The sequence below is a fragment of the Flavobacterium galactosi genome, assembly GCF_048158585.1.
GTDB lineage: Bacteria > Bacteroidota > Bacteroidia > Flavobacteriales > Flavobacteriaceae > Flavobacterium > Flavobacterium galactosi.
In genome coordinates, this window is record NZ_JBLNKV010000001.1 from 317615 (window position 1) to 343737 (window position 26123).

Sequence of the window (26123 nt, forward strand, 5' to 3'; positions counted from 1 at the left end):
GAAAATCCTTTTACTTTTTTCTTTAAAAAGTAAAAGATTGCAACGGATAGCGGGAAATAGCTTCAAATAAAAATTCTATTGCTTATTTTTGCACTCAATAAAATTGAATCATGATACAGAATCCAAAAAGATATACGATTACAGCGGCATTGCCGTATACGAACGGACCGATTCACATTGGCCATTTGGCGGGTGTTTACGTACCTTCGGATATATATTCCAGATATTTAAGATTGCAGGGAAGAGACGTTTTGTTTGTTTGCGGAAGTGATGAACATGGTGTGGCGATTTCGATGAAAGCCAAAAAAGAAGGCATTACGCCACAGGAAGTAATTGACAAATATGACGGAATAATCCGTAAATCATTCTCTGATTTTGGAATTTCGTTTGATAATTATTCCAGAACTTCGGCTAAAATTCATCATGATACGGCTTCGGAATTTTTTAAAAAACTGTATGATAAAGGTGATTTTATCGAAGAAGTGACCGAGCAATTGTATGATGCAAAAGCAGATCAATTCTTGGCAGACCGTTTTGTGGTGGGAACTTGTCCAAAATGTGGCAACGAAGAAGCCTACGGTGATCAATGCGAAAAATGTGGCTCAACACTGAATGCTACGGATTTAATCAACCCAAAATCGACAATAACTGGAGAAACTCCGATTTTGAAATCAACGAAACACTGGTTTTTACCTTTGGACCGTTATGAAGATTTCTTGAAAGAATGGATTCTCGTGGGACATAAAAATGACTGGAAACCGAATGTTTACGGACAAGTAAAATCTTGGATTGACGGCGGATTGGAGCCTCGTGCGGTAACTCGTGACTTGGACTGGGGAATTGATGTTCCGGTTGAAGGTGCTGAAGGAAAGAAATTATACGTGTGGTTTGATGCGCCGATTGGCTATATTTCATCTACGAAAGAATGGGCTTTGCGCGAAGGAAAAGACTGGGAACCATACTGGAAAGACCAAGAAACAAAACTGGTTCACTTTATTGGGAAAGACAATATTGTTTTCCATTGCATCATTTTCCCTGCGATGTTGAAAGCCGAAGGAAGTTATATTTTGCCAGATAATGTGCCTGCAAATGAGTTCTTGAATTTGGAAGGAAACAAACTTTCAACTTCTAAAAACTGGGCGGTTTGGTTGCACGAATATTTGGAAGAATTTCCGAATCAGCAAGATGTTTTGCGTTATGCTTTGACATCGAATGCGCCAGAAACTAAGGATAATGATTTTACCTGGAAAGATTTCCAGGCAAGAAATAATAATGAATTGGTTGCGATTTACGGAAATTTCATTAATCGTGTAGTCGTTTTAACCAATAAATATTACTATGGAATTATACCTCAACCGAATGAACTTTCAGAAGTGGACGAAGCTACTCTAACCGAATTGAAAGCGTATCCGGCTGTGATTTCAAGTTCTCTGGAGCGTTACAGATTTCGTGAAGCTTTGAGCGAATTAATGAATGTGGCTCGTTTAGGAAATAAATATTTGGCGGATGAAGAGCCTTGGAAAGTTATCAAAGACAATCCGGAACGCGTGCAAACACAAATGTATGTGGCGTTACAAATTGCTGCTGCGTTGAGTTCTCTTTGCGAACCGTTCTTGCCCTTTACAGCAAAAAAATTATCAAGAATTCTAAAAATAGAAAGTCCGTTGAACTGGAATACTATTGCTCAAAATTCTGATTTGATTCCGGCTGGACATCAAATTGGAGAAGCGGAATTGTTGTTTGCTAAAATTGAAGACGAGGAAATCCAGAAACAAATAGACAAACTGGAAGCGACTAAAACGGCTAACAAAGCGGAGAATAAAGTAGCCGAACCGCAAAAAGAAGCAATTCAATTTGAGGATTTTGCCAAAATGGATATCCGTACAGGAACGATACTGGAAGCCGAAAAAATGCCGAAAGCCAACAAGCTTTTGATTTTGAAAGTTGATACCGGAATTGATGTTCGCACCATTGTTTCTGGAATTGCAGAGAGTTTTAAACCAGAAGACATTGTTGGAAAACGCGTGACTGTTTTAGTGAATTTGGCTCCAAGAAATCTTCGTGGTGTAGAAAGCCAAGGAATGATTTTGATGACTACCAATGCTGAAGGAAAATTAGTTTTTGTGAATCCAGATACGGATGGAGTTGCTAATGGAGAAACGATAAACTAAGAAAAATCAACCGAGAATTCGCTAATTAATATGTATTCTGTAATATATTAATTAGCGAATTCGCGGTAAAATCAAACAAATATGAGCTTAAAAGTAATTGCTTTCGACGCCGATGATACCTTATGGATCAACGAAACCTATTTTGATGAAACCGAGAAGAAATTCTGTGGTTTGATGGAAGATTATTTGTCGCATCAAGGGATTTCCAAAGAACTCTTTAAGGTGGAGATTGATAATTTAAAATTGTACGGATACGGAATAAAAGGCTATATTTTATCGATGATTGAAGCCGCAATGAATATTTCAAACCATACAATTCCGATTGAAATTATTGAAAAAATTATTCAATACGGAAAAGAATTACTCGAAAAACCGATTGTTTTATTGGATGGCGTAGAAGAAACTTTAGAAGCTTTACACGGTAAGTACAAATTGGTTGTTGCCACCAAAGGTGATTTATTAGACCAACGTCGAAAATTGCATAATTCAGGTTTAGGTCATTATTTTCATCATATCGAAGTGATGTCAGACAAGCAAGAAATAGATTATTCTGATTTGATCAAACGTTTGGAAATAAAACCTGAAGAATTTTTCATGATTGGTAATTCTTTAAAATCAGATGTTTTACCGGTTTTAGCCATTGGCGGACACGCAGTCCATATTCCGTTTCACACAACTTGGGCACACGAAAAAATTGACCATAACGTGGAACATGAAAACTTCAGCGCTTTTGAAAAGATAGCTGATGTTTTAAAAAGATTAGAATAGCTAATGCTCTTGAGACTAAATACCTAAAATTAGCTGAAATTGAACAATTAGAGAGCGTAAAAAAAGGTTCAAGCAGTTTATTTTTAATCCAAAATCACCTACATAATTGATCAAATAAGCCCTTAAACAAGTACAAAATCATGTATTTTTTAAATTAATAGTTAATTTTTTTAAAATAAGAATACTTTTCTTGTTATTATTAAAACACTACATATCAATACCTTAACTTATTAAACAGTTTTTTCCCTTTGTAAAATTAATATTAATTCTTACATAATTAACTGTTTAAATTTTTTAATCAAACTTTGTGATGTAATTTTGCATTAAATTAAAATTGAAACAATATGAAAAAAATCATACTTACTTTAGTATTTGCTTCTGCAATGACCTCTATGAGTGCTCAAACAGAAACTGTAAAAAGCACAGAAGATGGCTTTAACAAATGGTCAGTTGAATTAGCTGGCGGTTTTAACAAACCACAAAGACCAATGACTCCGGGTTATTCAACTACATTAGTGAGCCCTTATGTTGTTGATTTAGGTGTTCGTTACATGTTTAACAACAAATTCGGTTTAAAAGCTGATTTTGGTTTCAACAGTTTTGAAGGAAAAGACAATTCTAAAGATTTTAACATGAAGTACTACAGAGTAGACTTACAGGGTGTTGCTAACTTAGGAAGAATCATGAGTTTTGAAACTTGGACTAATACTATTGGTTTATTAGGTCATGCTGGTTTTGGTTTATCTCAAATGGAAAGTCAAAAGTCTTCTCTAAAAGACAGAATGGGTAATTTCATGGCGGGTGTAACTGGTCAAATCAAATTAACTAACAGAATTGCATTAACAGGAGATTTTACAACAATTCTTAATGCGAAACAAAATGTTGCTTTTGATGGCGCTAGCAAATCAAGCACTAGAGGTTTCGGTGGAATTCTTTTTAACGGTACTGCAGGTATAACAGTTTACTTAGGTAAAAATGTAAAACATGCTGACTGGGTTCTTGATAACGAAGACAGATTCGTTGCTATCGAAAATAGACTTTCAACTATCGAAACAAAGATGGCTGATGCTGACAATGACGGTGTAGCTGATTATTTAGATCAAGAGCCAAATACTGCTGCTGGTGCAATGGTTGACACTAAAGGTAGATCAATTGACAAGAACAACAATAACGTTCCTGATGAAACAGAAGCTTATATCTTGAAAAATTACGCTAGTAAAACTGGTGATACGACTACTGTATATGATAACGAATTAATTAAAAGTTTAATTAATGGTGGTTATGTTGCTGTTTATTTTGATTTCGATAAATCTAAACCAACGAATGTTTCTACTGAAGGTATTGATTTTATCTTAACTTACTTGAGAAACAATCCTTCTGCTTCAGTTGACATTACTGGTCATGCTGACGAATTAGGAAGATCTGCATACAATGATAAATTATCTAATGCAAGAGCTGCTAATGTAAAAAACACATTAGTGAAAGCTAAAGTTGATGCTTCAAGATTGAATGTGATTGCTGCTGGTGAAGATACTTCAGTTGATAAAACTTCAGAAAATGCAAGAAAATTAGTTAGAAGAGTTACTTTCATAGTAAAATAATCTACTTCTTTTATATCAAAAAGCCCTAAAGGAAATTTCTTTTAGGGCTTTTTTTATGTCTAAAAATTTCATTTTTAAGAATTTTAGAAAATGGGCAAGGGCCGCATATTTATCTATCACTTACACAAAAACACTGGTGCAGTCAATACAATCAAATCTTTCGCTATAGGATTTCTGATGACAAATATATGCCTGGAATCAAATTAATCGTTCTGAAACTATTGGTCTTAAAGATAGTCGCTTTTAAATTTTATTTGCAAAAATGATTATTTCAGAGACTGGAAAGAGAAGCTCTAGCGATGTCCGTTCATGTGCATCATGAACTAATGATAAGTTTATATGTGAAGTAATTCGCAGATTATTTCAGGAGATTAGGAATCAATAAATTAAGTATTTTTTGTAACTTTACTTAAAACTCACTACCATGCTATCAAAAAACATAGAACTTGCGCTTAATCATCAGATCCGTATTGAAGCAGAATCATCTCAAACTTATCTTTCTATGGCTTCTTGGTCAGAAACTCATGGTTTGGAAGGAATTTCAAAATTTATGTATGCCCAATCTGACGAAGAACGAGCACACATGCTTAAATTAGTCCGGTATATAAATGAACGTGGCGGCCATGCAAGGGTAAGCGAATTAAAAGCTCCAAAAATTAGTTATGAAACATTCAAGGAAATGTTTGAAGAACTTTACAAACACGAAATTTTTGTTTCTGAATCAATTAACGAACTGGTTCACATTTCGTTTTCAGAAAAAGATTATGCCACACATAATTTTTTGCAATGGTATGTAGCCGAGCAAATTGAAGAAGAAGCTCAGGCTAAGCTTATTTTAGATAAGATAAACCTAATTGGTGACGACAAAGGCGGTTTGTATTTGTTTGACAGGGACATCCAACAAATGGCTTTAAATAGTTCTACAAGCAACGATTCTAAATAGCCAAACATTTTTTGGAATCTATAGAATGATGAAATATAACTTGCTTTTAATTCTTTGAAAATTGAGTAAAAAGAAAAAAAATAAGGAAAAGAAAAAGGATAAAAAAGAGTCCCATAAAAAGGATGTTCCTAAGGGTAAACTCAAATCAAAATGTTGTGAAAGTTATAAAAAAGGGGAAGACAAGCGTTGCAAACGTTGCCCTAGATTTGATTTATGAAAAAAAGAAGATTAATTTTTACATAAAAAAACCATCGAAAAATCTCGATGGTTTTTTGTTTTACTATCAGGTCTAAATCGGCAGATTGCAGTTCTACAATAACCGAATACCGCAACTATTAACTTAACTCGATTGGATCGCTCCTTCTTCCGAAACTTCAGGAGAAATGACAAAACAGTATCAAATGATAAACTGAAATCTGTAACCTGCTATCTGAACACTATTTCCCTAAAAGAAGCACATCATTAACCACGACTTCCGTAATATAGCGTTTTTCTCCGTTTTTATCATCGTAACTTCTGTGGGTTAATTTACCTTCAATGGCAATTTCTTTTCCTTTGGTTACATATTTCTCTAAGATTTCAGCAGTTTTTCCCCAAGCAACTAGTTTGTGCCATTGCGTTTCTTCTACTTTTTCTCCTTTGTCATTTTTGTAGCTTTCATTTGTCGCTAAAGTGAAATTGGCTAATTTTTTTCCTCCGTCAAATGTTTTGATTTCTGGATCATTCCCTACGTGTCCAATTAACTGTACTTTGTTTCTTAATGCATTCATGGCGTGTAAAATTTAAATGTTTTAATCTGAACTCGTTTCAGATTCTTTTTTTGTTATTGATAGTGTATCATCAAATTTTGTTATTGATAGTGTATCATCAAAATTATTTTTATTTCAAATCAACATTGCAAAGATGCGGCGCATTCCAAAAATTATTCGGTTACTAACTGTTTACTTTCGGTTGTAACTATTTGTAACCGTTTGTAAATGGAAATATTTGATTATATTTGATGGAAATCAACTTCTTATGCAAGCAAAAATAAAAAAAGTAGAATTACGAAATCTAGAACTTGACGACTATAAGCAGTTAAAAAAATCTATGGTGGTATCTTATCCGGAGTTGGTGGATTCGTATTGGAAAGAACAAGATATTGAGAAATTACTGGGTCTATTTTCTGAAGGACAATTAGTAATTTTAGCCGACGAAAAAGTGGTTGGCGCTGCGCTATCATTAATTGTGGACGAAGTTTTAGTTGACAAAAATCCTAATTATGCTAAAATAACCGGAAATTTTACTTTCTCGACACACAACCCAAAAGGAGAAATATTGTATGGAATTGATGTATTTATTCATCCTGATTATAGAGGTTTGCGACTTGGCAGACGATTGTATGATGCCCGAAAAGAATTGTGTGAAAAATTAAACCTAAAGGCTATCGTTTTTGCCGGAAGGATTCCAAATTATAAAAAATACGCTGAAAAGCTGACTCCAAAAAAATATATCGAAAAAGTAAAACTAAAAGAATTGCATGACCCCGTGCTTTCCTTTCAGTTGAGTAATGATTTCCACGTAATGAGAATTATGAAAAACTATTTGGCCGGAGACACCGATTCCAAAGAATTTGCTGTGCTATTAGAATGGAACAATATTTATTACGATGAAAGCCCTCAATTAATAAACACCCAAAAAAGTATCATCAGACTTGGCTTAATTCAATGGCAAATGCGTCCGTTAATAAACATAGATGCCTTATTTGAACAGGCTGAATTTTTCATTGATGCCGTATCCGGTTATAAAAGTGATTTCGCCCTTTTTCCGGAGTTGTTTATTGCCCCTCTTATGGCAGATTACAATCATTTATCGGAACCTGATGCCATTAGAGAGCTTGCGAAATATGCAGACCCCATTCGCAAAAAATTTCAGGAATTTGCTATTTCTTATAATATTAATATCATTTCAGGAAGCATGCCTTATTTAGAAAATGGCACTTTGTACAATGTTGGGTTTCTTTGCAAAAGAGACGGAACCTCTGAAATGTATTATAAGATTCACATCACTCCAAATGAAGTGCTGCATTGGGGAATGAAAGGCGGCTCACAAATTAAAACTTTTGACACCGATTGTGGCAAAATAGGAATCATGATTTGTTATGATGTTGAGTTTCCAGAACTTTCCAGATTATTGACCGATGAAGAAATGAATATTTTATTTGTACCATTTTTAACCGATACGCAAAGTGGCTATATAAGAGTAAAACATTGTGCGCAAGCCCGAGCGATAGAAAACGAATGTTATGTAGCGATTGCAGGATGTGTTGGGAATCTTCCAAAAGTGAACAACATGGATATTCAATATGCACAAACGGCGGTATTTACGCCTTCGGATTTTGCATTTCCCAGCACCGGAATAAAAGCGGAAACGACGCCTAATACCGAAATGACTTTGATTGTAGATGTCGATTTGAATTTACTTAAAGAGCTTCACGAACATGGAAGCGCCAGAATCCTAAAAGACCGTAGAACTGATTTATACGAAATAAAAAGAATCAATCCATGAATAAAACCTGTTTAGAATGTGGAGAAAAAATTGTAGGCCGCGAAGACAAAAAATTTTGCAGCGACGGTTGTCGTAACGCTTATAATAACAAGATAAATAAGGACAGTACTAATTTTATGCGCAACATCAACAATAAATTACGCAAGAATTACCGCATTCTATCCGAACTTAATGTTGAAGGAAAATCAAAAACCACTAGAGCAAAACTCCTAAGCAAAGGTTTTGATTTTGAATTTTTTACCAATATTTTACAAACCAAAACAGGAAATACCTACTATTTTCTGTACGACCAAGGCTACCTACCCTTGGACAATGATTTTTATATGTTAGTCAAAAAAGATATTTAATACCACAACCCCAAAATCTATCTAACCAATAATGAAAAAAGATTATTCCTCTATTTTTGCCAATTTATTCATCCTAGTCATTCTGGGATTGATTTACTTTACGATGATGCCACATTGGACTTCGGATGATGAAGGTCCACTTTCTGAATTTTCAACCAAAAGAGCTTTGGTTCAAGTGGAAGCCATTTCAAAACAACCCCATTACGTAGGTTCCCAGAATCATGAAGTTGTAGCCAACTATCTCCAAAAAGAACTCAAGAAACTCGGATTAGAAGCAGCTGTTCAAGAAGGATATACATTGAGCGATTGGGGAAATCTGGTAAAATCTAAAAATATATTAGCTCGAATAAAAGGAACCAATAGTTCTAAAGCCTTACTACTACTTACACATTATGACAGCGCACCACATTCCTATTCTCACGGCGCCAGTGATGCAGGTTCAGGCGTAGCGACAATATTGGAGAGTGTTCGTGCTTTCTTGTATAATAAAACACCGCATAAAAACGACATTATTATCCTATTTTCGGATGCGGAGGAATTGGGATTAAATGGTGCAGCTCTTTTTGTAACCCAACATCAATGGGCAAAAGAAGTGGGCTTGGTACTGAACTTTGAAGCACGAGGTTCTTCAGGACCCAGTTATATGTTGATGGAAACCAACCAGGGAAATGCAGGATTGGTGAAAGAATTTGCTGCTGCAAAAGCTACTTTTCCTGTTTCTAATTCGCTAATGTATAGCATTTATAAAATGTTGCCCAATGATACCGATTTGACCGTTTTCAGAGAACAAGGCAATATTCAAGGATATAATTTTGCATTCATAGACGACCATTTTAATTATCATACCACTCAGGATGACATCAATCATTTGAACAAAAACACCCTAGAACATCAAGGCACATATTTAATGCCTTTACTAAATTACTTTTCGAATGCTGATTTGATTAACACGCGGGCCACTGATGACAATGTTTATTTTACTATTCCATATACTTTTATAAGTTATCCTTTCAGCTGGGTTTTACCAATGGTAGTAATCGCACTGACACTGTTTATTTTCCTGTTATTTTTAGGAAGAGCCAAACGTATTTTATCTTTTCGCGAAATTGGCCGAGGATTTATTCCATTTTTAGGCTCCCTAATTGTTACCGGATTAATTACTTTCTTCGGATGGAAAACGTTGTTGAAAATCTACCCGCAGTACAACGATTTACTCAACGGATTTACGTATAATGGACACGCTTATATCGCAGCCTTTGTACTTTTGGCCTTGGCAATAAGTTTGGCATTTTACAACCGTTTTTCTGCTAAAAAAGTCACGATGAATCATTATGTGGCACCATTATTTTTATGGATTGTCATCAATGGGATTCTTGCTTTTGTTTTACAAGGCGCAGGATTCCTGATTATTCCAGTTTACTTTGGTGTTTTTATTTTTGGCGTTTTTATTGTAACCCAAAAATCCAACAAAATACTAAATCTTATTTGCAGCATTCCCGCTTTAATCATCATAGCGCCATTTATCCAAATGTTCCCTGTTGGGTTGGGATTAAAAGTGCTGTTTGGAAGCGCCATTCTTACCGTTTTGACTTTCGGTTTATTGTTGCCTGTTTTTGGGGCTTTCGCCAAAAAGGGAATCTGGTCATTCGTGTTTTTTGTACTCGCTATTGGCTTTTTTGCGAAAGCGCATTCGGAATCAGGATACGAATTTGGAAAAGCCAAATCAAACAGTATGTTGTACATCTATAATGCTGATACGAACCAAGCCAATTGGGTAACGTACGACACCAATCTTGATTCCTGGACCAAAAGTTATTTAGGCGAAAACCCGAAAGAAGCGACTACCATGGAGGACACGCCATTACCAAGCAAATACAATTCCAAATTTACATATCAAGCCGAAGCTCCCATAAAAGTATTGGAAAAACCAACTATAGCATTTCTTGAAGACCGAATCGTGGGCAATCAAAGGTATTTAAAAATACGAATCTCACCGAATCGAAACGTAAACCGTTATGATGTTTTTGCCAATGAAAAGATGACTATTCATAATTTCAGGGCTAACAGCGTAACTTCATTAGATCAAAAAGGTTCCAAGTATGAAAGAAAAGGCAAAAAAATATTGAGTTACTATGTAGTTGACAATGCCCCTTTGGAAATGCAATTCAGCATTAATGCTTCTGCTGTTTTAGACATGGAATTAATGGAAAGTTCTTTTGATTTAATGACCAATCCTTTATTTGGAATGGCAAAAAGAGAAAACTGGATGATGCCAACGCCTTTCGTTCTAAATGATGCCGTAGTGATTAAAGAAAAAATAAAACTAAGTCCAGTAGTGGTTGTAAACACTTTAAATAGTGCGATTGCAACTCCTGTTGCAAAAGATAGTTTGACGATTGTGAAAGACAGTATGAAAGTAAAGTAATTAAAAATATACGGTCACAAATTGTGAAGACATATAAAAATCAAACACGAATTTCGCTAATTGATTCGTGCGAATTAGTGAAATTCGTGTTTGACTTTTATATCTTAATATTTGTATCGCATATAAATTTGAAAAAAAAATTGATTACAAAAAATAAAATGACAAAAGTTAGCATTCTAGGTTGTGGTTGGTTGGGTTTACCTTTGGCGAAAGCCTTATTAGGAAAAGGATTTTCAGTAAATGGATCGACAACTTCAGTGGAAAAATTATCAGTGTTGGAAAACTTAGGAATCAATCCTTTTCTAATTGCGCTTTCAGAACGTAAAGTTGATGGAAACATAACCGATTTTCTGGGGGATTCTGAAATTTTGATAGTTGATGTACCGCCTAAACTTCGTGGTTCAGAAAAAGAAAACTTCGTTTCAAAAATCAGAAATGTGATTCCATTTATAGAAAAATCTTCTATTGATAAAGCGATTTTCATTAGCTCCACTTCCGTTTATGGAGATACTCATACTGTCGTTTCAGAAGAAACAACACCTCAACCGGATACCGAAAGCGGAAAACAATTACTGGAGACAGAACAGCTTTTGCAAAGCAATGAAAACTTTGAAACTACTGTGCTGCGTTTTGGCGGTTTAATTGGCGAAGACCGACATCCTATAAAATTTCTGGCGGGTCGTGAAAATCTGGATAATCCCGAAGCTCCTATAAATCTAATCCATCAGGAAGATTGCATTGGTATTATTCTAAAGATTATTGAGACGAATTCTTGGAATGAAACCTTCAATGCGGTAACACCATCGCATCCTTCACGAGAAAGGTATTATACCCAAAAAGCTATAAATTTGAATTTGCCTTTACCAAAATTTAATCATTCGGCGCCATCAATAGGGAAAACTATTTTGAGTAATAAAATAGAAACTGTTTTAAATTATACTTTTACCAAACCAAATTTATAAAGTGAGAACTAAAATTAAAAACGCTTTTTCATCTAAAGTTAACGCGATTGGATTACCTATATTAGCGTTATGTTGGGTCAGTTTTTTTTGGGGCACCACGTGGATTGCTTCAAAAGAAGGCGTAAAACACATGCCAGCGATACAACTTGCCGCCATCAGACAATTTCTAGCCGGGTTTCTTTATATTGCCTTTTTTATGTTTAAAAAAACCCCTTGGCCAAAAGGAAAACAGTGGAAAACTATTATCATTCTCAGTATCCTTAATTTTGTTTTAAGCAACGGACTAAGTACCTGGGGCGTGAAGTATATCAGTAGTGGATTAGGTGCTATCATAGGCGCTCTTGTTCCACTATGGGTTGTCATCATCAGCTTTTTTAGAGGCGAACGATTGGTACGACTAGCAGTTATTGGTTTGATAGTCAGTTTTGGTGGTGTGTGCGTAATTTTCTATGATCATCTAAGTGATTTCCTACTCCCTGATTTTAGGTTTGGGATTTTTATTTCGATAATTGCTACTTTAACTTGGGCATTTGGATCTTTATATACCAAGAAGAAAGCAGCTAGTTTTAATCCTTATTTTAGTTTAGGATTGCAAATGTTCCTGTCCAGTATTTTGCTTTTTGCCTTTACAGGCGCAACTGGAACATCCGTCAGTTTAAGTTCTATTCCCATGATCTCCTGGTTATCAATTGCTTATTTGATTATCATTGGTTCTATTCTTACTTTCATTGCCTTTATCTATGCGCTTCAAAACTTACCTGCAGAAATAAATAGCATTTATGCTTATATTAACCCAATTGTGGCCGTAATTCTAGGCACAATTATTTTTGGAGAAGAGCTTACTATTGCATTAGGCATAGGAGGTGGGGTAACATTATTCGGATTGTATATGGTGAATTATTCCTTGAGAAAAGGGCGCAGATAATATATATTATTGGTCATTGTCTCATTCTGAAATAAGTTGGCGCAAAATCGACTTATTACTTTCACCAATTGTATTTTAAATTTCACAACTATTAGATTACGATTTTAATTGAGAAGCGGGTTTTTGGTTGTTTTTTATCCATTTTATCAGAAAAGCAACGATCTTAAACAAAAAATTCACTAACTTTAGTACGCCAAAACCAAAAAAAGTATCAACAGCGAAACCCATAAAAAAAACTGAAGTGAAAATCGGTTTGTGGCTTATTTAAAAGAAGGTCCAAGATGGAGTCCGACTTTGGACGTTGGTGCTTACCCAATACATCAGATAATAAAATTATTTTTAAGATATAGAAGAAGAAAATCCTAAACTTCGAGCTATAAAAGGTAAGGACGTAAATAGAAAAATTAAACAATCGTTACTATCCAAACGCTATACTTAGAGCACGATAAACACTTATACTGAGGCATTAAAATCGTTTTTGGTTTTCTACTATAAAAAAAAAGTTACCGAAATCACCTAAGATGCGATACTTTACAATACTAGTTTTATCCTTAAAAATAATTTATCAGCATGTATTCAAAACCAAATTGTAAATGCGATAAAACTATTTTTCAAGACCGTTGTATTAAAAAAAATGGAAATTGAGCAAAGCCATCGACCAAAACATACCAGAGCCAGTGGTTATTTAAAAGGTAACAGGAGGAAATATTTTATAGCGTTGATTGAGATATTTATTCACAACTCAAAAGACAGTTTTTTATCAATTATTAATAAAAAAAGAAATCATGAAAAAGTCTTTATTTATTATATTGGTTCTCACAGTAAATATAATTTTTGCACAACGAATAGTAACTGGGGTAATAACCGACAAAACAAACAGACCTATTGAAAGTGTAAAAGTTAGTGTAAAAAACACTGACCTAAAAACTTTTACAGATGCCGCTGGAAAGTATTCCATTGAAGTGCCGGTAACTTCTGGAATACTTGAATTTGCAAAAGAAAATTTCAAAGTTCAGGTGGTTGAAATCACCAGTGATATGGTAAATTTAAACATGACATTGATCGCTGGAGTTGAGCTATTTGAACTCAGTTTAGAAGAACTGATGAATATTGAAGTTATAACTGCTTCGAAAAAATCAGAAAACCAGAAAATTGCACCGGCAACAATTTATGTTGTCACTGAAAAAGATATTATTGAAAACGGTTACACTGATTTAACAAATTTATTGGAAAACGTTCCGGGTGTGGTAGCTATAAGAACCGACCATTTTACTTTTGGCGGGCAACGTGGTTTTTTAAGTAATTTTTCGCAAACGATACTGTTGGTAAACGGACGAGAAATGCAAAATTTATTTGCTTCCGAAACATTTATTTCAACACAATTTGCAACGCATAACATAAAACAGGTTGAAATTTTACAAGGTCCAGCTTCTGCTCTTTATGGTGCAAATGCTCTGGTTGGTGTTATTAATATCATCACAAAAAATGATTCATCTGAATTTAATAAAATAGAGTATCATACTGGAATTGGGACACAAGGAACTCAATCTCAAAGCATTGTTTTTGGAAGAAATCTAAATGATTTTCGTATTAGTGGGAGTTTTAGATATTTCCGTAGCAATCTTTGGGATTATAAAGATTTTATAAAAGATACCATAAATTTCAGACAAGGAGTTCCTCATAACGCGTTTCCCGCAAACCAAGAATTTAAACAAAGGAGCTGGTCGCTTCCCTATGCTGCAAAAATTTCTTATAAAGGTTTTTATTTGGGAATAGAAGGTTATGAGCTTAAAGGCAGTAAAGGACTTGAAAATATTTCGTTAGATTACATTAATCAAAGTGATTACCGTCAATTAGCCTTGTATTATGCCGGTATGGAAAAAGAAATTACTGCCAAACTTAAAATTAATACAGAACTTCAATTTTATAAAGAAAGATTCTGGGGAGTAAATTACACTTTTGACAACGCTATCTATGACACTCTTGTGAAAAATGGGCATAATCCGGACTTTTCCCTTACGGATCATGAAATTAAAGACAATTTTATGATGGCCTATTCACAACAATCGAGTTCAGGTTCAAAACGATATAAAGGAAATATCCAATTAAATTATGTTCCAAGTCAAACCCTATCTATTATTGGTGGTTATACTTTTGATATGTTTGATTTGTTAGGTTTAGCTCGTTCTACAGATAGATTAAATATTAGTTTTGATGAAACACGCTCTATTGAAAATAGAATGCGCAAACCATTTTTTCGTCAGTATAAAAATTCACTGTTTTTACAGTTGCAAAAAACGCTTTTCGATAAATTATATGTCACGCTGGGTGGAAGATTTGATCACCACAATATTTATAAATCCATTTTTACTTTTCGCAGTGGTTTGGTTTACACACCATTTCAAAAAACTTCAATACGATTTCTTTTTGGGCAAGCTTTCCGTGAACCTAATATTTTTGAACTTGGTGCCTCATCCGTAAATAATGTAGTTAATGAACTTGATCCGGCACGTATGAATACTTTTGAGATTGGAATTAATCAATCGTTTACAAGTAATTTAATAGCGAATATCGTTACCTACAAAAATATAGCAACAAATTTTATTGAACCTACCGAAACGGGAGGGTTCATAAATTCAAGTAATGTGATAAATGTCTTTGGTATTGAAAGCCAATTTTTTTATAAAATAGGAAAAATTAAAACTGAAATTGGTTATTCTTATGTTAAAAAAGATGCTGACGATTACGCTGGGGTGAGCACCGTAAATCTTGGTGTTTATCCGCACAGAATAACCGGAGGCTTGACTTTTAATGCAACTGATAACTTTACAATCAATTCAAGAATCAATTATTATTCTCAAATTCAAGCAAAACATGGTAATAAGGACATTACACAAATAATTACCATTCCAGCTTTTACTAAGGTTGATTTCACATTTTCTTATGTGAAAATAAAAGTATACGATGCCGAAATCACTACACAATTACTGGTTACGAATGTATTTGATTCCCAATTTTACCAACCCAATATAAGAATAGGTGGTCCAAAACAATTTTTACAGCATGGAAGACAACTGTTTTGTAATTTAATAGTTAAATTTTAAAAAAGATAAAGGAATGCAATAGTATTTGTCCTAAAAATACAGCAGTTTTTAATTTTTATGCTATTCAAAATTGATAAAATTAAAAGAGATTCTTTTTTAAAATTACCTTTTCGTATTTTTGCTCCAAATTACTTTTATGAAATCTATTTTTTATAAATACCGAAAGTTCTTTGGTGTTTTATTAGTCTTTTCTATCATAACAATTTACTTGTTTTATGTGGCTCTAAAACCAAATAAAACACTACCTATTTTTAATCCATCAGATGTAAACCCGGAATTAGTAGACAGTACCGTTCAATACATCAGTAAATACCATACCATTGCTGATTTTTCATTTGTAAACCAAAACGGAAAAACCATCACTCAAAAGGATTACGAAGGCAAAGTATATGTAGCTGATTTTTTCTTTACCACCTGTGGTTCTATTTGTCCCAAAATGACAACTAATTTAGCCGAAGTTCAAAAAGCAATTATTAATAATCCAAAAGTAATGCTGCTATCCCATACCGTTTTCCCAGAAACTGACAGCGTTCCTGTTTTGAAAGCGTATGCTATTAAACATGGGGTTGTTGACAGCAAATGGAACTTGGTCACCGGAGATAAAAAAGCCATTTATACGATGGCAAGAAAATCCTATTTGGCAGTCAAATTAGGAAAGCCAGAACAGTTGTATGATATGGTTCACACCGAAAATTTTGTTTTGGTCGACACCAAAAGACGGGTTCGCGGTTTTTATGACGGAACTAAAAAAGAAGACATGAAACGTTTGATAGAGGATATTAATTTTTTGTGTACCGAATAAAAAATTAAAAAATTGGATTCCAGCCGTTTCCCTTCTTTATTAGTCCAATAAACAGTCTCCATTTCTTAGCTTTTATTTATCCCAAAAAATTACAAAAATGATAATTATCATTTGTTTTGGCATTATAATATGTACTTTTGCAATCTTAATTCAATCTAAATAAGTCTTGCGAACAACGATACAATCCCTCAAAAAAGGCGAAAAAGCCATTATCAAAGATTTTGATATTGATATCGTTCCTTTAAAACTATTAGAAATGGGTTGTCTACCCGGAAATATGGTAGAATTACTGCAAATTGCTCCTTTTGGAGATCCTTTATATTTGAATATTAATGGTTCACATGTTGCTATCCGTATAGAAACGGCGAAAGAAATCGAAGTTGAAATCATGAAAACCAACTTATGGTAAGCAATCGAAACATTAATGTCGCTCTTATAGGAAATCCTAATGTGGGTAAAACTTCCGTTTTCAATCAATTGACGGGTTTAAACCAACAAGTGGGTAATTATCCTGGAATTACGGTTGAGAAAAAAATTGGATTTTGCAAATTACCCAATAATGTAAAAGCCAATATTCTAGATTTACCGGGAACCTATAGTTTGAATGCAAGTTCTATTGATGAGAATGTAGTTATTGAATTGCTCCTGAATAAAAATGACAAATTATATCCAGACGTAGCCCTTGTAGTTACCGATGTTGAAAATTTGAAACGTAATTTACTTCTTTTTACACAAATAAAAGATTTAGAAATCCCTACTATCTTAGTCATAAACATGGCTGATAGAATGGAATACAAAGGAATAACACTTGACATTCCTTATCTTGAAGAGCATCTAAAAACCAAGATTGCGTTGATTAGTTCCCGAAAAGGTTTTGGAATCGATGAATTAAAAAAATTAATTGTCACCTACAAAACAATTTCTAGCGAACCGTGTTTGAATGCGTCCAGTATTGATCCAGAATATTTCAATACGTTACGCAAAACATTCCCGAATCAATTGTTGTATAAATTATGGTTGGTAATTACTCAGGATGTAAATTTCTTGAATTTAGATCGTAATGAAATTCGAAGCTCGTTGACAAAATCGCACTCGGATTTGAAACGTTTGCAACAAAAAGAAACCATAAAACGTTATCAGTTTATCAATGACGTGCTGAAAGTAGGATTGAAAGTAGATGAAACTGTCGCTAAAGATTTCCGAAGCAAACTGGATCGTGTACTCACGCATAAAGTGTGGGGCTATGTAATTTTCTTTTTAATCTTATTTGTAATTTTTCAATCTATTTTCGAATGGTCCAAAATTCCTATGGATTTCATCGATAGCACTTTTGCATCGTTGAGCTCTCTGGCCGCCGACCATTTACCTGCGGGAGTTTTAACCAATTTAATTTCGCAAGGAATTATTCCCGGAATTGGCGGAATTTTGATATTTATACCACAAATTGCCTTCTTGTTTATGTTCATTTCCATTCTCGAAGAAAGTGGTTATATGAGCAGAGTTGTTTTCCTGATGGATAAAATCATGCGAAAATTTGGTTTATCTGGTAAAAGCGTTGTACCGCTTATTTCAGGAACAGCCTGTGCAATTCCAGCGATTATGGCAACTAGAAATATAGAGAATTGGAAAGAAAGATTAATCACCATACTTGTAACTCCTTTTACAACATGTTCTGCCAGGTTGCCTGTTTACGCCATCATTATTGCACTTGTAATTCCTGATACTCACGTTTTTGGAATTTTGAATATGCAAGGAATGACCTTAATGTTATTGTATCTTTTGGGTTTTGGAATGGCGATTTTTTCGGCTTACATTTTAAATAAGATTCTAAAAATAAAAGGGAAAACCTACTTTGTTGTTGAAATGCCCAATTATAAATTACCGCTTTTCAAAAACGTGGGAATTAATGTAATCGAAAAAACAAAGGCATTTATTTTTGGTGCAGGAAAAATCATATTAGCAATTTCGATCGTTTTATGGTTTTTGGCTTCATACGGCCCTGGAGAGAAATTCAATAATGCAGAAACTATTGTTGTTGAAAAAACCAAAGAGAAACCGTTGTCAAAAACAGAATTTGAAAATGCAGTTGCCTCACAAAAATTAGAAAATTCTTATATTGGTTTAATGGGAAAAACGATTGAGCCTGCGATTTCTCCTTTGGGATATGACTGGAAAATAGGTATTGCCATTATCAGTTCGTTTGCGGCCAGAGAAGTATTTGTGGGAACATTAGCAACCATCTATAGTGTTGGTGGCAGCGACAATGAGGTCACTATAAAGAATAAAATGGCTGCTGAGATCAATCCTGAAACAGGAAAGAAAATATTCAATTTTGCTTCAGGGATATCGTTATTGTTATTTTATGCTTTTGCATTGCAATGTGCAAGCACACTTGCCATTACCAAAAAAGAAACTAACAGTTGGAAATGGCCATTAGGACAACTTATATTCATGAGTGGCTTTGCCTATGTTGTAGCATTTATTGCCTATCAAATTCTAAAATAAATTTATGGATATTCAGGAAATTATAGCTTTTGTAGCGCTCGCGATTGCACTTGCTTTTTTAATCCGAAAATTCTTTTTCAAAAAGAAAAAATCAGATAAAAATTGCGGTAATGATGATGATTGTGGCTGTCATTAAAATTATTTTCTAAATTCATTTCATTTTTAAACTTTAAGAATGAAGAGACAATTAAACTGGACTAATTTAAAAGAATAAAATCCAGCCATTAATTTAAACTATTTGATTTAAATTAACTAAATTTACATAATATAAAAGCGCGTTTTAGACTCAAAATCAGTCACTTCCATTTTTATTTAAAAAAATGTTTTGTGATTTGTGTTTGAATCAAGATGCTTTTGAACATAATTTCAGGACTTTTAGCTTTACTCCTACCCAGCAATTGGAATTATAGAACCACTAATGAATTGGTAATCGGTATCTTTTAATAATTTAAAGGAGAAAACTACAAGAAATCTCGATATAGCACCTATTCGTTATAAAAAAAGCAACTTAACTTTTTTTATAATTATTCATTTCATTGGCTACTTTTTCACAAAAAAAAATGTATTAAGAGTGTAAATGAAAGCTTTTTACAGTTATTCTGATGCAATCGATTTCACTTTAGCGAATTGAAAACCTTGTTCAGCTTGTCATTAAGCTATAAATTCTAAAATCAGAATTTAAAAAAACAATAGAATTAATTTTTTAAATTACGTAGAAACTTCGTTAAAAATAAATGTCATGATACTTAAAAATCACATCTTTTTTTGGGGGGTAATCATCATACTGATGGGGGGAAATTCAATAGCGGCCCAAGTGAATGCCGGGGGAAAGGAATATGCTTTAAAAGCTGCTTTTCTTTATCGTTTTATAGATTATGTTAATTGGAAAGATTATTCTAAAAATCAAGCTTTTAAGATTGCTGTTTTGGAACAAAGTCCAATTACCGCTTCATTACTTGAGATGCCTAAAAATAAAAAAATTGATATAAAAGAATATAAAAATTTGGACGAAATTAGTTTTTGTAATATTCTATTTGTCCCATATAATAGTACCATCCCAATTGAAACCATTCTTTCTAAATTTTCTGGTAAGCCAGTATTAATTGTAACAGAACGAAATGGTTATGGAAAAAAAGGGGCACAGATGAATTTTGTTATAGTCGAAAATAAATTAAAATTTGAAGTAAATCTAAAAGCAATAAATAAATCCGGAATTGGGATTAGTTCATTCTTGCTGCAACATGCAATAATCGTACAATAATCGTTTCAAATCACACATTAGTATGGTTCCATTTGTGCGTGAATTTGAGCAAAAAAGGGAGACATTAAAGAAAGCAACTTTACAGAGCACTTATAGTGTGCCAAGTACTCTATTTTAATATTGGAAAACAACAAACAAATGATGAATCTACGTAACATCTCCATTAAAAATAAACTGGTACTCATGCAGGTTTTCACCTCCGCATTTGTATTAGTGCTTTGTATTGCAGCTTTTGTTCTAATAGACATAAAAGGGTTCAAAGACCGGAAAATGGTAAGTTCAATAGCCATTGCGCAAGTGGTAGGTTTTAATAGTGTTTCCGCTCTTGAATTTTTGGATAATGCTGCCGCAAAGAAAATTCTATCCGAATTAACAGTACAAAGCGACATTTTAAATGCAAGTATCCTGGACAAAAAGGGCCATGTTTTTGCATCCTACACTAAACCGGGAGCCGATCCTAAATTTCGGTTTGTTGTACCCGCAATGGATCAAAAAAGTTTTCTGTTTACCAATAAAAATCTTTTTGTTTACAGCAAAATCAAAAAAGACAATAAAACAATAGGATTGGTTTGTATCAACTTTGAACTATCAGAATTGAATAAAATAAAAATGGATGTTTTGCGTCTAGGAATCGTATTATTAATTGTCGGAATCGGACTTGCCTTTTTAATTGCCATGATCATTAAAAAATACATTTCAAAACCCTTGTTAAACTTGGTAACAGTCATACAACAGATAAAGGATACCGGTGATTATAAAACCCGCATGGTCGTTGAAGGAAAAGATGAAATCAGCATTCTTTCCGTGGGACTTAATAATATGCTGGAAAATATTGAAAAGAGAGATAATGAAGTGGCACAATCCAAAGAACAACTGAATAAACAAAATACCCTTTTACAATCGGTCATACAAAATATGGGTGATGGCTTAATAGTTGCTGATGAAAACAAAAAATTCATCCTCTGGAATGCTGCCAGTGAACGAATAATTGGAATGGGACCTATGGATATTCCTATCGAAAGATGGGCCGAAACCTATGGCTTCTTTTTGCCCGACACCAAAACAGCTTTTAGCACAAACGAACTTCCTTTGGTTAAAGCATTAAATGGTGAAGAAGTGGATAATATGGAACTATTTATCCAAAATTACAAAAAACCTGAGGGTCTTTCTGTAATTATAACTGCCAGACCTTTAAAAAATCCTGCCGGTGGAATAACAGGCGGAGTTCTGGTTATTCATGATATCACAGAACGAAAAACTTCAGAAACCGAAATTAAAAACCTAAATGAAGAACTGGAACGAAAAGTAACAGAACGTACTTCACAATTAGCAGAAGCCATAGAAACCCTTCGCAAAAGCGAAGAAAAATATCGTGAAATCGTGGAAAATATCAGTGATGTTGTCCATACTTCTGATTACAAAGGTTATTTTACCTATATCAATCCTGCATGTAAAAAACTAACGGGTTACACTCAAAATGAAATTATAGGAAAACATTTTTCAGAAATCGTGGCTCCCGAGTGGAAAGACCGTGTGGCGGAGTTCTATTTTAACCAATTTAAAAATAAAACAGATGAAACATTATTCTCATTTCCCATCCTTACCAAATCCAGAGAAGAAAAATGGGTAGAACAAACGGTAATGCAATTAAGAGAAGGAAATAAAATAACCGGACATAAATCTATTATGAGAGATATTACGGAACGCAAAGCAGCCGAACAAAAATTAAAAGAAAGCGAAGGTCAATTGCAAACCATATTTAATGAGGCACCAGATGCTTTAATTGTAATAAATGATGAGGGAAACATTATTAGATGGAATCCACAAGCCGAAAAAATATTTGGATGGTCATTAATGGAAGTCTTGGGGAAACCTATGCATACGTTAATTATTCCTCCACAGTATAGAGAAAATCACACTAAAGGGTTTCAAAATTTTCTTATAACAGGTGAGGGACCTATTATTAATAAAACAATAGAAATCACAGCCCTTAACAAAGAACATGTCGAATTTGATGTTGAATTAACTGTATCGCCAGCTACAATTTTAGGTAAATATATTTTCATTGCTTTTATCAAAGATATCTCACTAAGAAAAAAAATGGAAAATGAAAAAAAAGAAGCCGATAAGTTAGTGCATCTTAATGAGCTTAAACTAAAATTAATTCTAGAAAATATTGGCGAGGGAATTATTGTAACTGATAACCAAAAAAGAATTGTTTTATCCAATCACATGGCGGAAGAAATCATAGGAATAAAACAAGATGCTACAACCCCAACAACCCTAGATTGGTCAACTAAATATGAATTGTATTATCCTGACGAAAAAACCATTTTTCCTGCCCAGAATCTTCCACTGGAAAAAGCACTAAAAGGGGAATCAACGGATGATGTGGAGATAATAATTGAAGATTCTGAAACTAAAGCAAAAAAAAGGGTTATCATTAGCGGTAGACCAATAATCGACGAAAACAACTATGTTATAGCCGCGGTTGCTAATATAAAAGACATTACCTCTTACAAAGAACTTGAGGTCGCTTTAGAAGAAAGCGAGCAAAAATACCGAAAATTAATTGGTTTTAAAAAGCGATAAAAATAGAGCTATACTATCAATTAAACATAAATACTGAACTCTTTTTTAAATTTAAGTTCATTTAAGAATGATAGTAAAACACAGTTATTTGCTGTTGGATCCAGGTTTATTTCAAATACTCAATTTTTATATAATAGTCTTTTTTAACAACGGTTACAACTTGTTTTGGATAAGGAAAAACACTGATGCTTTTAATTTTTCTTTGTTTTTCAGGCAAATATTTAGCAAACCATTGCTTGTTTTCTTCTTCATTTTTGTGAGAAAAAACGATGGTTTTGCCCTCAACTGATTTTGAATCTTTGTAAACAGAAATAACTGCTGAAGCTTCTCCAGCCCAAACGCATGTAACGCCTTCCGGACAACGGGAATCAGAAATGACTGCTGCCAGAACCAATTGATATCCTGTTTTTTTAAGGCATATTTTTTGGGTGATTTTTACGTATTTTATGTTTTCCTTTTGAGTGTTTTGAGCAAAAACGGAAACACTAAAAACCAATAAAAAGACTAAGAGACTATTTTTCATTTGATTTTTCTTTTAATCATATCAAATATAGTGCCTTTGATTAGGCGGTTTTACAAAAAGATTGGTGGCAATTTTATTCGAAATAGTTAAATCCTTGTGATCTATTTTTATTTTTTAAACATAAATCTTAATCCGGCCAATACATGGATAGTTTCCTGCGGAGTAGGACCAATTACACCTTTTAGAGCATATTTATGATTTGTAATATTAGTGCCATTAATAAATATATTGAGCCATTTTGTAGGTTTATAGTTGATATTGAGATTCAACTGGTATGGATTTTTTATCTCCTCATCTAATCCAAATGTAGTTATAATATTATCTGGTGTGCTGCGAAAAATAATACTTGGAGTGATCGATAACATTTTAACAGGAAACCACGTTAGTCCAAAACGAATATTAACCGGAGATATACCGCTTAATCCTGATTTAATATTATTTTGATTGACAGTATAATTTACATACGAAAAGGAAGCCCAGTATGAAAAATATTTAGTTTTATACGTACCAAACAAATCCGTTCCATAGGTAATTGTATTACCTGAGTTTGCTGTTTGTGAAAGCACGCGTTCTCCTGTTCCATCGGGATTTACCCAAACAGCATCCTTAACAAGGTTTGCAGGATTCACGCGACCATCATCCAGCTCAATAAGGTTTTGCTGGGTATTGTAATAAAATGCCGAACTCAAAGAAAGTTTTTTGAATTGGCAATTGAAATTGATTTCATTGGATATAACTCGCTCTGCCTGAAGGCTTGCATTAAAGGTATTTATATTTTCCCCGTTATCAAATACATTGTAACTGAAATAAGGCGCTGGGGCAAGATATCCTTTATTAAAAATATATTTTATATTAAAATGTTCACTCGGGTTGTAAATTAAAGCCAGTCGCGGGCTAAACGGAGATTCTGTAAATCGAGTGTCAACATCCATCCTGAAACCTGTAATGGCTTTTAAGTTTTTTAAGAGTTGAAATCTTCCCTCTATATATGCACCGTAATTTCTGTAATTTACATCCGTGGCGTTTTGCAATTCAACTTTGGAAAACGGGTCCCCTTTTATTGTGTAATAATTAAAAATGCCAGCTTGGGAAATAATGTCTTTATTAGGATCGGCACCGCCAAATACTGTCGCTTTAGGAATAATATCATAAAGGCCGACAAGTAATCCGGCTGTCAGCGATATTTTATTTGAAATTTCATAATCAAGTTGTTCTTCTATTCTAACTCCTGTACCTATTCCATATTTATAGGCATTAAGAATAATGGTGGAATCATTTATTGGAAAAACATAGCGGGTTTCCGGTGCAATTTCATACCTACTATAGGTTATTGATGCGTTTAATTTTACTTTATCAGAAACATTAAATTTATTAGTTCCCGAAACTACAGTTGTCCTGTCGTGCCATATTGCTTCATTTACAAATTGAAGAACTGGAGTATATCCACCTTCGGCAGAACTCCGCGATGATTCTCTGTGCCATAATTGTATGGATGAATTCTCACTTTCCACTCTCAGGAAACCATTGAAACCTGTATCAAAACGATAAGGAGTATTTCTTATTTTAGTTTTTGCAATTACTTTGTTATAAGTACTGTCCCACCATTTGGGATATTCTTTATCAATCTTGCTAAGGTCGGAATTGATATAACTGAAGGATGAAGAAAGTCCGATATAGGGATGAGCATCATCCGTTAGCCTGCTTGAAATGGATATTGCCAGCTCTTTATCATTATTCATTCCGCCACGGCTAAATACATCTACTTTTATTTTTTCCTGTGGTTGTTCGGTAATAACATTGATTACAGCGCTTATAGCATCCTGTCCGTAAAGGACGGAACCGGGTCCGTATATTATTTCAATTTGTTTGGCTTGTAAAATATTAAAATCGCTGCGAAACATCATTTCTTCGCCTCCGGGCGGATTTACTCTACTACCATTTACCAATACAATTATTTTATTGTTTCCCACCACACCCCTCACAGGAACGAGTGTTCCCTGCTCTGAAAAATAATTTTCAATAGTTTCCATTCCCGGCAAATCACGCAGCACATCCTTCAAATACAAATAACCACGATTCATTATATCTTCCTGAGTAATTACAAAAACCGTTGCAGGAGCTTCACTTACCTTTTCAGTTTTTTTTGATACCGTTGTAATTTCTATATTCATTAATTGTTCCAGAGAGAGCTCAAACAATTTCGAAGCCGTTAAAACTGTATCTTCCTGAGCATTTGACAAATAATATGTCATTGCAAGCAGAAGCGTAAAAAAAGTTTTAGTTTTCATCTTTTTAAGTTTTAATCAAATTATTGCCAGTTTCATCAATTGCGAGCAATATCCTGGCACGTCATCCAATTCCTTATACCCTCCATAATCTGCTGTGCAGTAATTACAAGTATCAACGGTGATGTCATTAGTTCATCTAACGACGCTCACTAAGTGAGGCAATTTTCATAATGGAATCATTCTGTGCTTGTGAAAAAAAAGGGCTAAGAAAAGAAGGATGGTCATGAAAATTTTAACTTCATTCGTAGCAATGCCGGTGCTCCCTGCGATGTGTTCTTTTTGCCGGTTATTTCCAAAGTGATTGCGGGCTATTGGAAAACCTGCTTTAGGTATTTTTTAGTTTTGAATACATTTTGCGA

The 26123-nt window shown here is 33.9% G+C and carries 19 protein-coding genes; 16 read left to right on the forward strand and 3 right to left on the reverse strand.

Annotated elements, in window-relative coordinates:
* The first annotated feature begins 110 nt into the window (after positions 1-110).
* The 4 genes from metG (at position 111) to ACM55M_RS01395 (ending at position 5483) form a co-directional block, all read left to right on the forward strand.
* The gene (gene metG / locus ACM55M_RS01380; RefSeq protein ID WP_416855670.1) at positions 111-2171 is read left to right on the forward strand and encodes a methionine--tRNA ligase; all 2061 of its coding nucleotides are present in this window, start codon (positions 111-113) and stop codon (positions 2169-2171) included.
* A gap of 81 nt (positions 2172-2252) precedes the next feature.
* Entirely contained in the window at positions 2253-2939 is a 687-nt protein-coding gene (locus ACM55M_RS01385) for an HAD family hydrolase (RefSeq protein WP_416855672.1), read from the forward strand.
* Positions 2940-3283: 344 nt separating this feature from the next.
* Complete coding sequence (locus ACM55M_RS01390; RefSeq protein ID WP_416855674.1) at positions 3284-4540, forward strand: OmpA family protein; 1257 nt, start codon at positions 3284-3286, stop codon at positions 4538-4540.
* Between the two features lie 424 nt (positions 4541-4964).
* Positions 4965-5483, forward strand: a complete 519-nt coding sequence (locus ACM55M_RS01395; RefSeq protein ID WP_416855675.1) for a ferritin — start codon at positions 4965-4967, stop codon at positions 5481-5483.
* Positions 5484-5920: 437 nt separating this feature from the next.
* Here ACM55M_RS01395 and ACM55M_RS01400 read toward each other — a convergent pair whose 3' ends face one another.
* Positions 5921-6253, reverse strand: coding sequence for a single-stranded DNA-binding protein (locus ACM55M_RS01400; protein WP_416855677.1), 333 nt, complete (start codon positions 6251-6253; stop codon positions 5921-5923).
* 247 nt (positions 6254-6500) lie between these two features.
* Between ACM55M_RS01400 and ACM55M_RS01405 the strand changes: the two genes are divergently transcribed.
* From ACM55M_RS01405 to ACM55M_RS01460, 12 genes are all read left to right on the forward strand, one after another.
* On the forward strand, positions 6501-8030 hold the full coding sequence (locus ACM55M_RS01405; RefSeq protein ID WP_416855678.1) for a GNAT family N-acetyltransferase: 1530 nt from the start codon (positions 6501-6503) through the stop codon (positions 8028-8030).
* A complete protein-coding gene (locus ACM55M_RS01410) occupies positions 8027-8377 on the forward strand; it encodes a hypothetical protein (protein WP_416848702.1) in 351 nt (116 codons plus the stop codon). Before ACM55M_RS01405 ends, ACM55M_RS01410 begins: the two co-directional genes overlap by 4 nt.
* Positions 8378-8480: 103 nt before the next feature.
* Positions 8481-10802, forward strand: a complete 2322-nt coding sequence (locus ACM55M_RS01415) for a M28 family peptidase (RefSeq protein ID WP_416856273.1) — start codon at positions 8481-8483, stop codon at positions 10800-10802.
* Between the two features lie 158 nt (positions 10803-10960).
* Positions 10961-11764 (forward strand): SDR family oxidoreductase, encoded by an 804-nt coding sequence (locus ACM55M_RS01420; RefSeq protein ID WP_416855680.1) that lies wholly within the window; start codon positions 10961-10963, stop codon positions 11762-11764.
* A gap of 1 nt (position 11765) precedes the next feature.
* On the forward strand, positions 11766-12689 hold the full coding sequence (locus ACM55M_RS01425; RefSeq protein WP_416855681.1) for a DMT family transporter: 924 nt from the start codon (positions 11766-11768) through the stop codon (positions 12687-12689).
* 785 nt (positions 12690-13474) lie between these two features.
* The gene (locus ACM55M_RS01430) at positions 13475-15793 is read left to right on the forward strand and encodes a TonB-dependent receptor (RefSeq protein ID WP_416855682.1); all 2319 of its coding nucleotides are present in this window, start codon (positions 13475-13477) and stop codon (positions 15791-15793) included.
* Between the two features lie 136 nt (positions 15794-15929).
* Positions 15930-16595 carry an SCO family protein gene (locus ACM55M_RS01435; protein WP_416855683.1) on the forward strand — a complete coding sequence of 222 codons (666 nt, stop codon included), beginning with the start codon at positions 15930-15932 and terminating at the stop codon, positions 16593-16595.
* 166 nt (positions 16596-16761) lie between these two features.
* On the forward strand, positions 16762-17004 hold the full coding sequence (locus tag ACM55M_RS01440) for a FeoA family protein (protein WP_039108275.1): 243 nt from the start codon (positions 16762-16764) through the stop codon (positions 17002-17004).
* Complete coding sequence (feoB, locus tag ACM55M_RS01445; RefSeq protein ID WP_416855684.1) at positions 16998-19100, forward strand: ferrous iron transport protein B; 2103 nt, start codon at positions 16998-17000, stop codon at positions 19098-19100. Before ACM55M_RS01440 ends, feoB begins: the two co-directional genes overlap by 7 nt.
* A gap of 4 nt (positions 19101-19104) precedes the next feature.
* On the forward strand, positions 19105-19236 hold the full coding sequence (locus ACM55M_RS01450; RefSeq protein WP_416842136.1) for a FeoB-associated Cys-rich membrane protein: 132 nt from the start codon (positions 19105-19107) through the stop codon (positions 19234-19236).
* A gap of 603 nt (positions 19237-19839) precedes the next feature.
* The gene (locus tag ACM55M_RS01455) at positions 19840-20361 is read left to right on the forward strand and encodes a YfiR family protein (protein ID WP_416855685.1); all 522 of its coding nucleotides are present in this window, start codon (positions 19840-19842) and stop codon (positions 20359-20361) included.
* A 138-nt stretch (positions 20362-20499) separates the two neighbouring features.
* Positions 20500-22953, forward strand: coding sequence for a PAS domain S-box protein (locus tag ACM55M_RS01460; RefSeq protein WP_416855686.1), 2454 nt, complete (start codon positions 20500-20502; stop codon positions 22951-22953).
* 106 nt (positions 22954-23059) lie between these two features.
* Here the strand turns inward: ACM55M_RS01460 and ACM55M_RS01465 are convergent, their stop codons facing one another.
* The gene (locus tag ACM55M_RS01465; protein ID WP_416855687.1) at positions 23060-23476 is read right to left on the reverse strand and encodes a hypothetical protein; all 417 of its coding nucleotides are present in this window, start codon (positions 23474-23476) and stop codon (positions 23060-23062) included.
* 107 nt (positions 23477-23583) lie between these two features.
* Positions 23584-25764 (reverse strand): TonB-dependent receptor plug domain-containing protein, encoded by a 2181-nt coding sequence (locus ACM55M_RS01470; RefSeq protein WP_416855688.1) that lies wholly within the window; start codon positions 25762-25764, stop codon positions 23584-23586.
* Between the last annotated feature and the right edge of the window lie 359 nt (positions 25765-26123).

Bases quoted from the DNA above. Each gene is read 5' to 3' on its own strand.
- metG (WP_416855670.1), top strand. From the start codon at position 111: ATGATACAGAATCCAAAAAGATATACGATTACAGCGGCATTGCCGTAT.
- ACM55M_RS01465 (WP_416855687.1), bottom strand. From the start codon at position 23,476: ATGAAAAATAGTCTCTTAGTCTTTTTATTGGTTTTTAGTGTTTCCGTT.
- ACM55M_RS01450 (WP_416842136.1), top strand. From the start codon at position 19,105: ATGGATATTCAGGAAATTATAGCTTTTGTAGCGCTCGCGATTGCACTT.
- ACM55M_RS01385 (WP_416855672.1), top strand. From the start codon at position 2,253: ATGAGCTTAAAAGTAATTGCTTTCGACGCCGATGATACCTTATGGATC.
- ACM55M_RS01435 (WP_416855683.1), top strand. From the start codon at position 15,930: ATGAAATCTATTTTTTATAAATACCGAAAGTTCTTTGGTGTTTTATTA.
- ACM55M_RS01455 (WP_416855685.1), top strand. From the start codon at position 19,840: ATGATACTTAAAAATCACATCTTTTTTTGGGGGGTAATCATCATACTG.
- ACM55M_RS01470 (WP_416855688.1), bottom strand. From the start codon at position 25,764: ATGAAAACTAAAACTTTTTTTACGCTTCTGCTTGCAATGACATATTAT.
- ACM55M_RS01415 (WP_416856273.1), top strand. From the start codon at position 8,481: ATGATGCCACATTGGACTTCGGATGATGAAGGTCCACTTTCTGAATTT.
- ACM55M_RS01410 (WP_416848702.1), top strand. From the start codon at position 8,027: ATGAATAAAACCTGTTTAGAATGTGGAGAAAAAATTGTAGGCCGCGAA.
- ACM55M_RS01420 (WP_416855680.1), top strand. From the start codon at position 10,961: ATGACAAAAGTTAGCATTCTAGGTTGTGGTTGGTTGGGTTTACCTTTG.
- ACM55M_RS01430 (WP_416855682.1), top strand. From the start codon at position 13,475: ATGAAAAAGTCTTTATTTATTATATTGGTTCTCACAGTAAATATAATT.
- ACM55M_RS01395 (WP_416855675.1), top strand. From the start codon at position 4,965: ATGCTATCAAAAAACATAGAACTTGCGCTTAATCATCAGATCCGTATT.
- ACM55M_RS01460 (WP_416855686.1), top strand. From the start codon at position 20,500: ATGATGAATCTACGTAACATCTCCATTAAAAATAAACTGGTACTCATG.
- ACM55M_RS01405 (WP_416855678.1), top strand. From the start codon at position 6,501: ATGCAAGCAAAAATAAAAAAAGTAGAATTACGAAATCTAGAACTTGAC.
- ACM55M_RS01390 (WP_416855674.1), top strand. From the start codon at position 3,284: ATGAAAAAAATCATACTTACTTTAGTATTTGCTTCTGCAATGACCTCT.
- feoB (WP_416855684.1), top strand. From the start codon at position 16,998: ATGGTAAGCAATCGAAACATTAATGTCGCTCTTATAGGAAATCCTAAT.
- ACM55M_RS01400 (WP_416855677.1), bottom strand. From the start codon at position 6,253: ATGAATGCATTAAGAAACAAAGTACAGTTAATTGGACACGTAGGGAAT.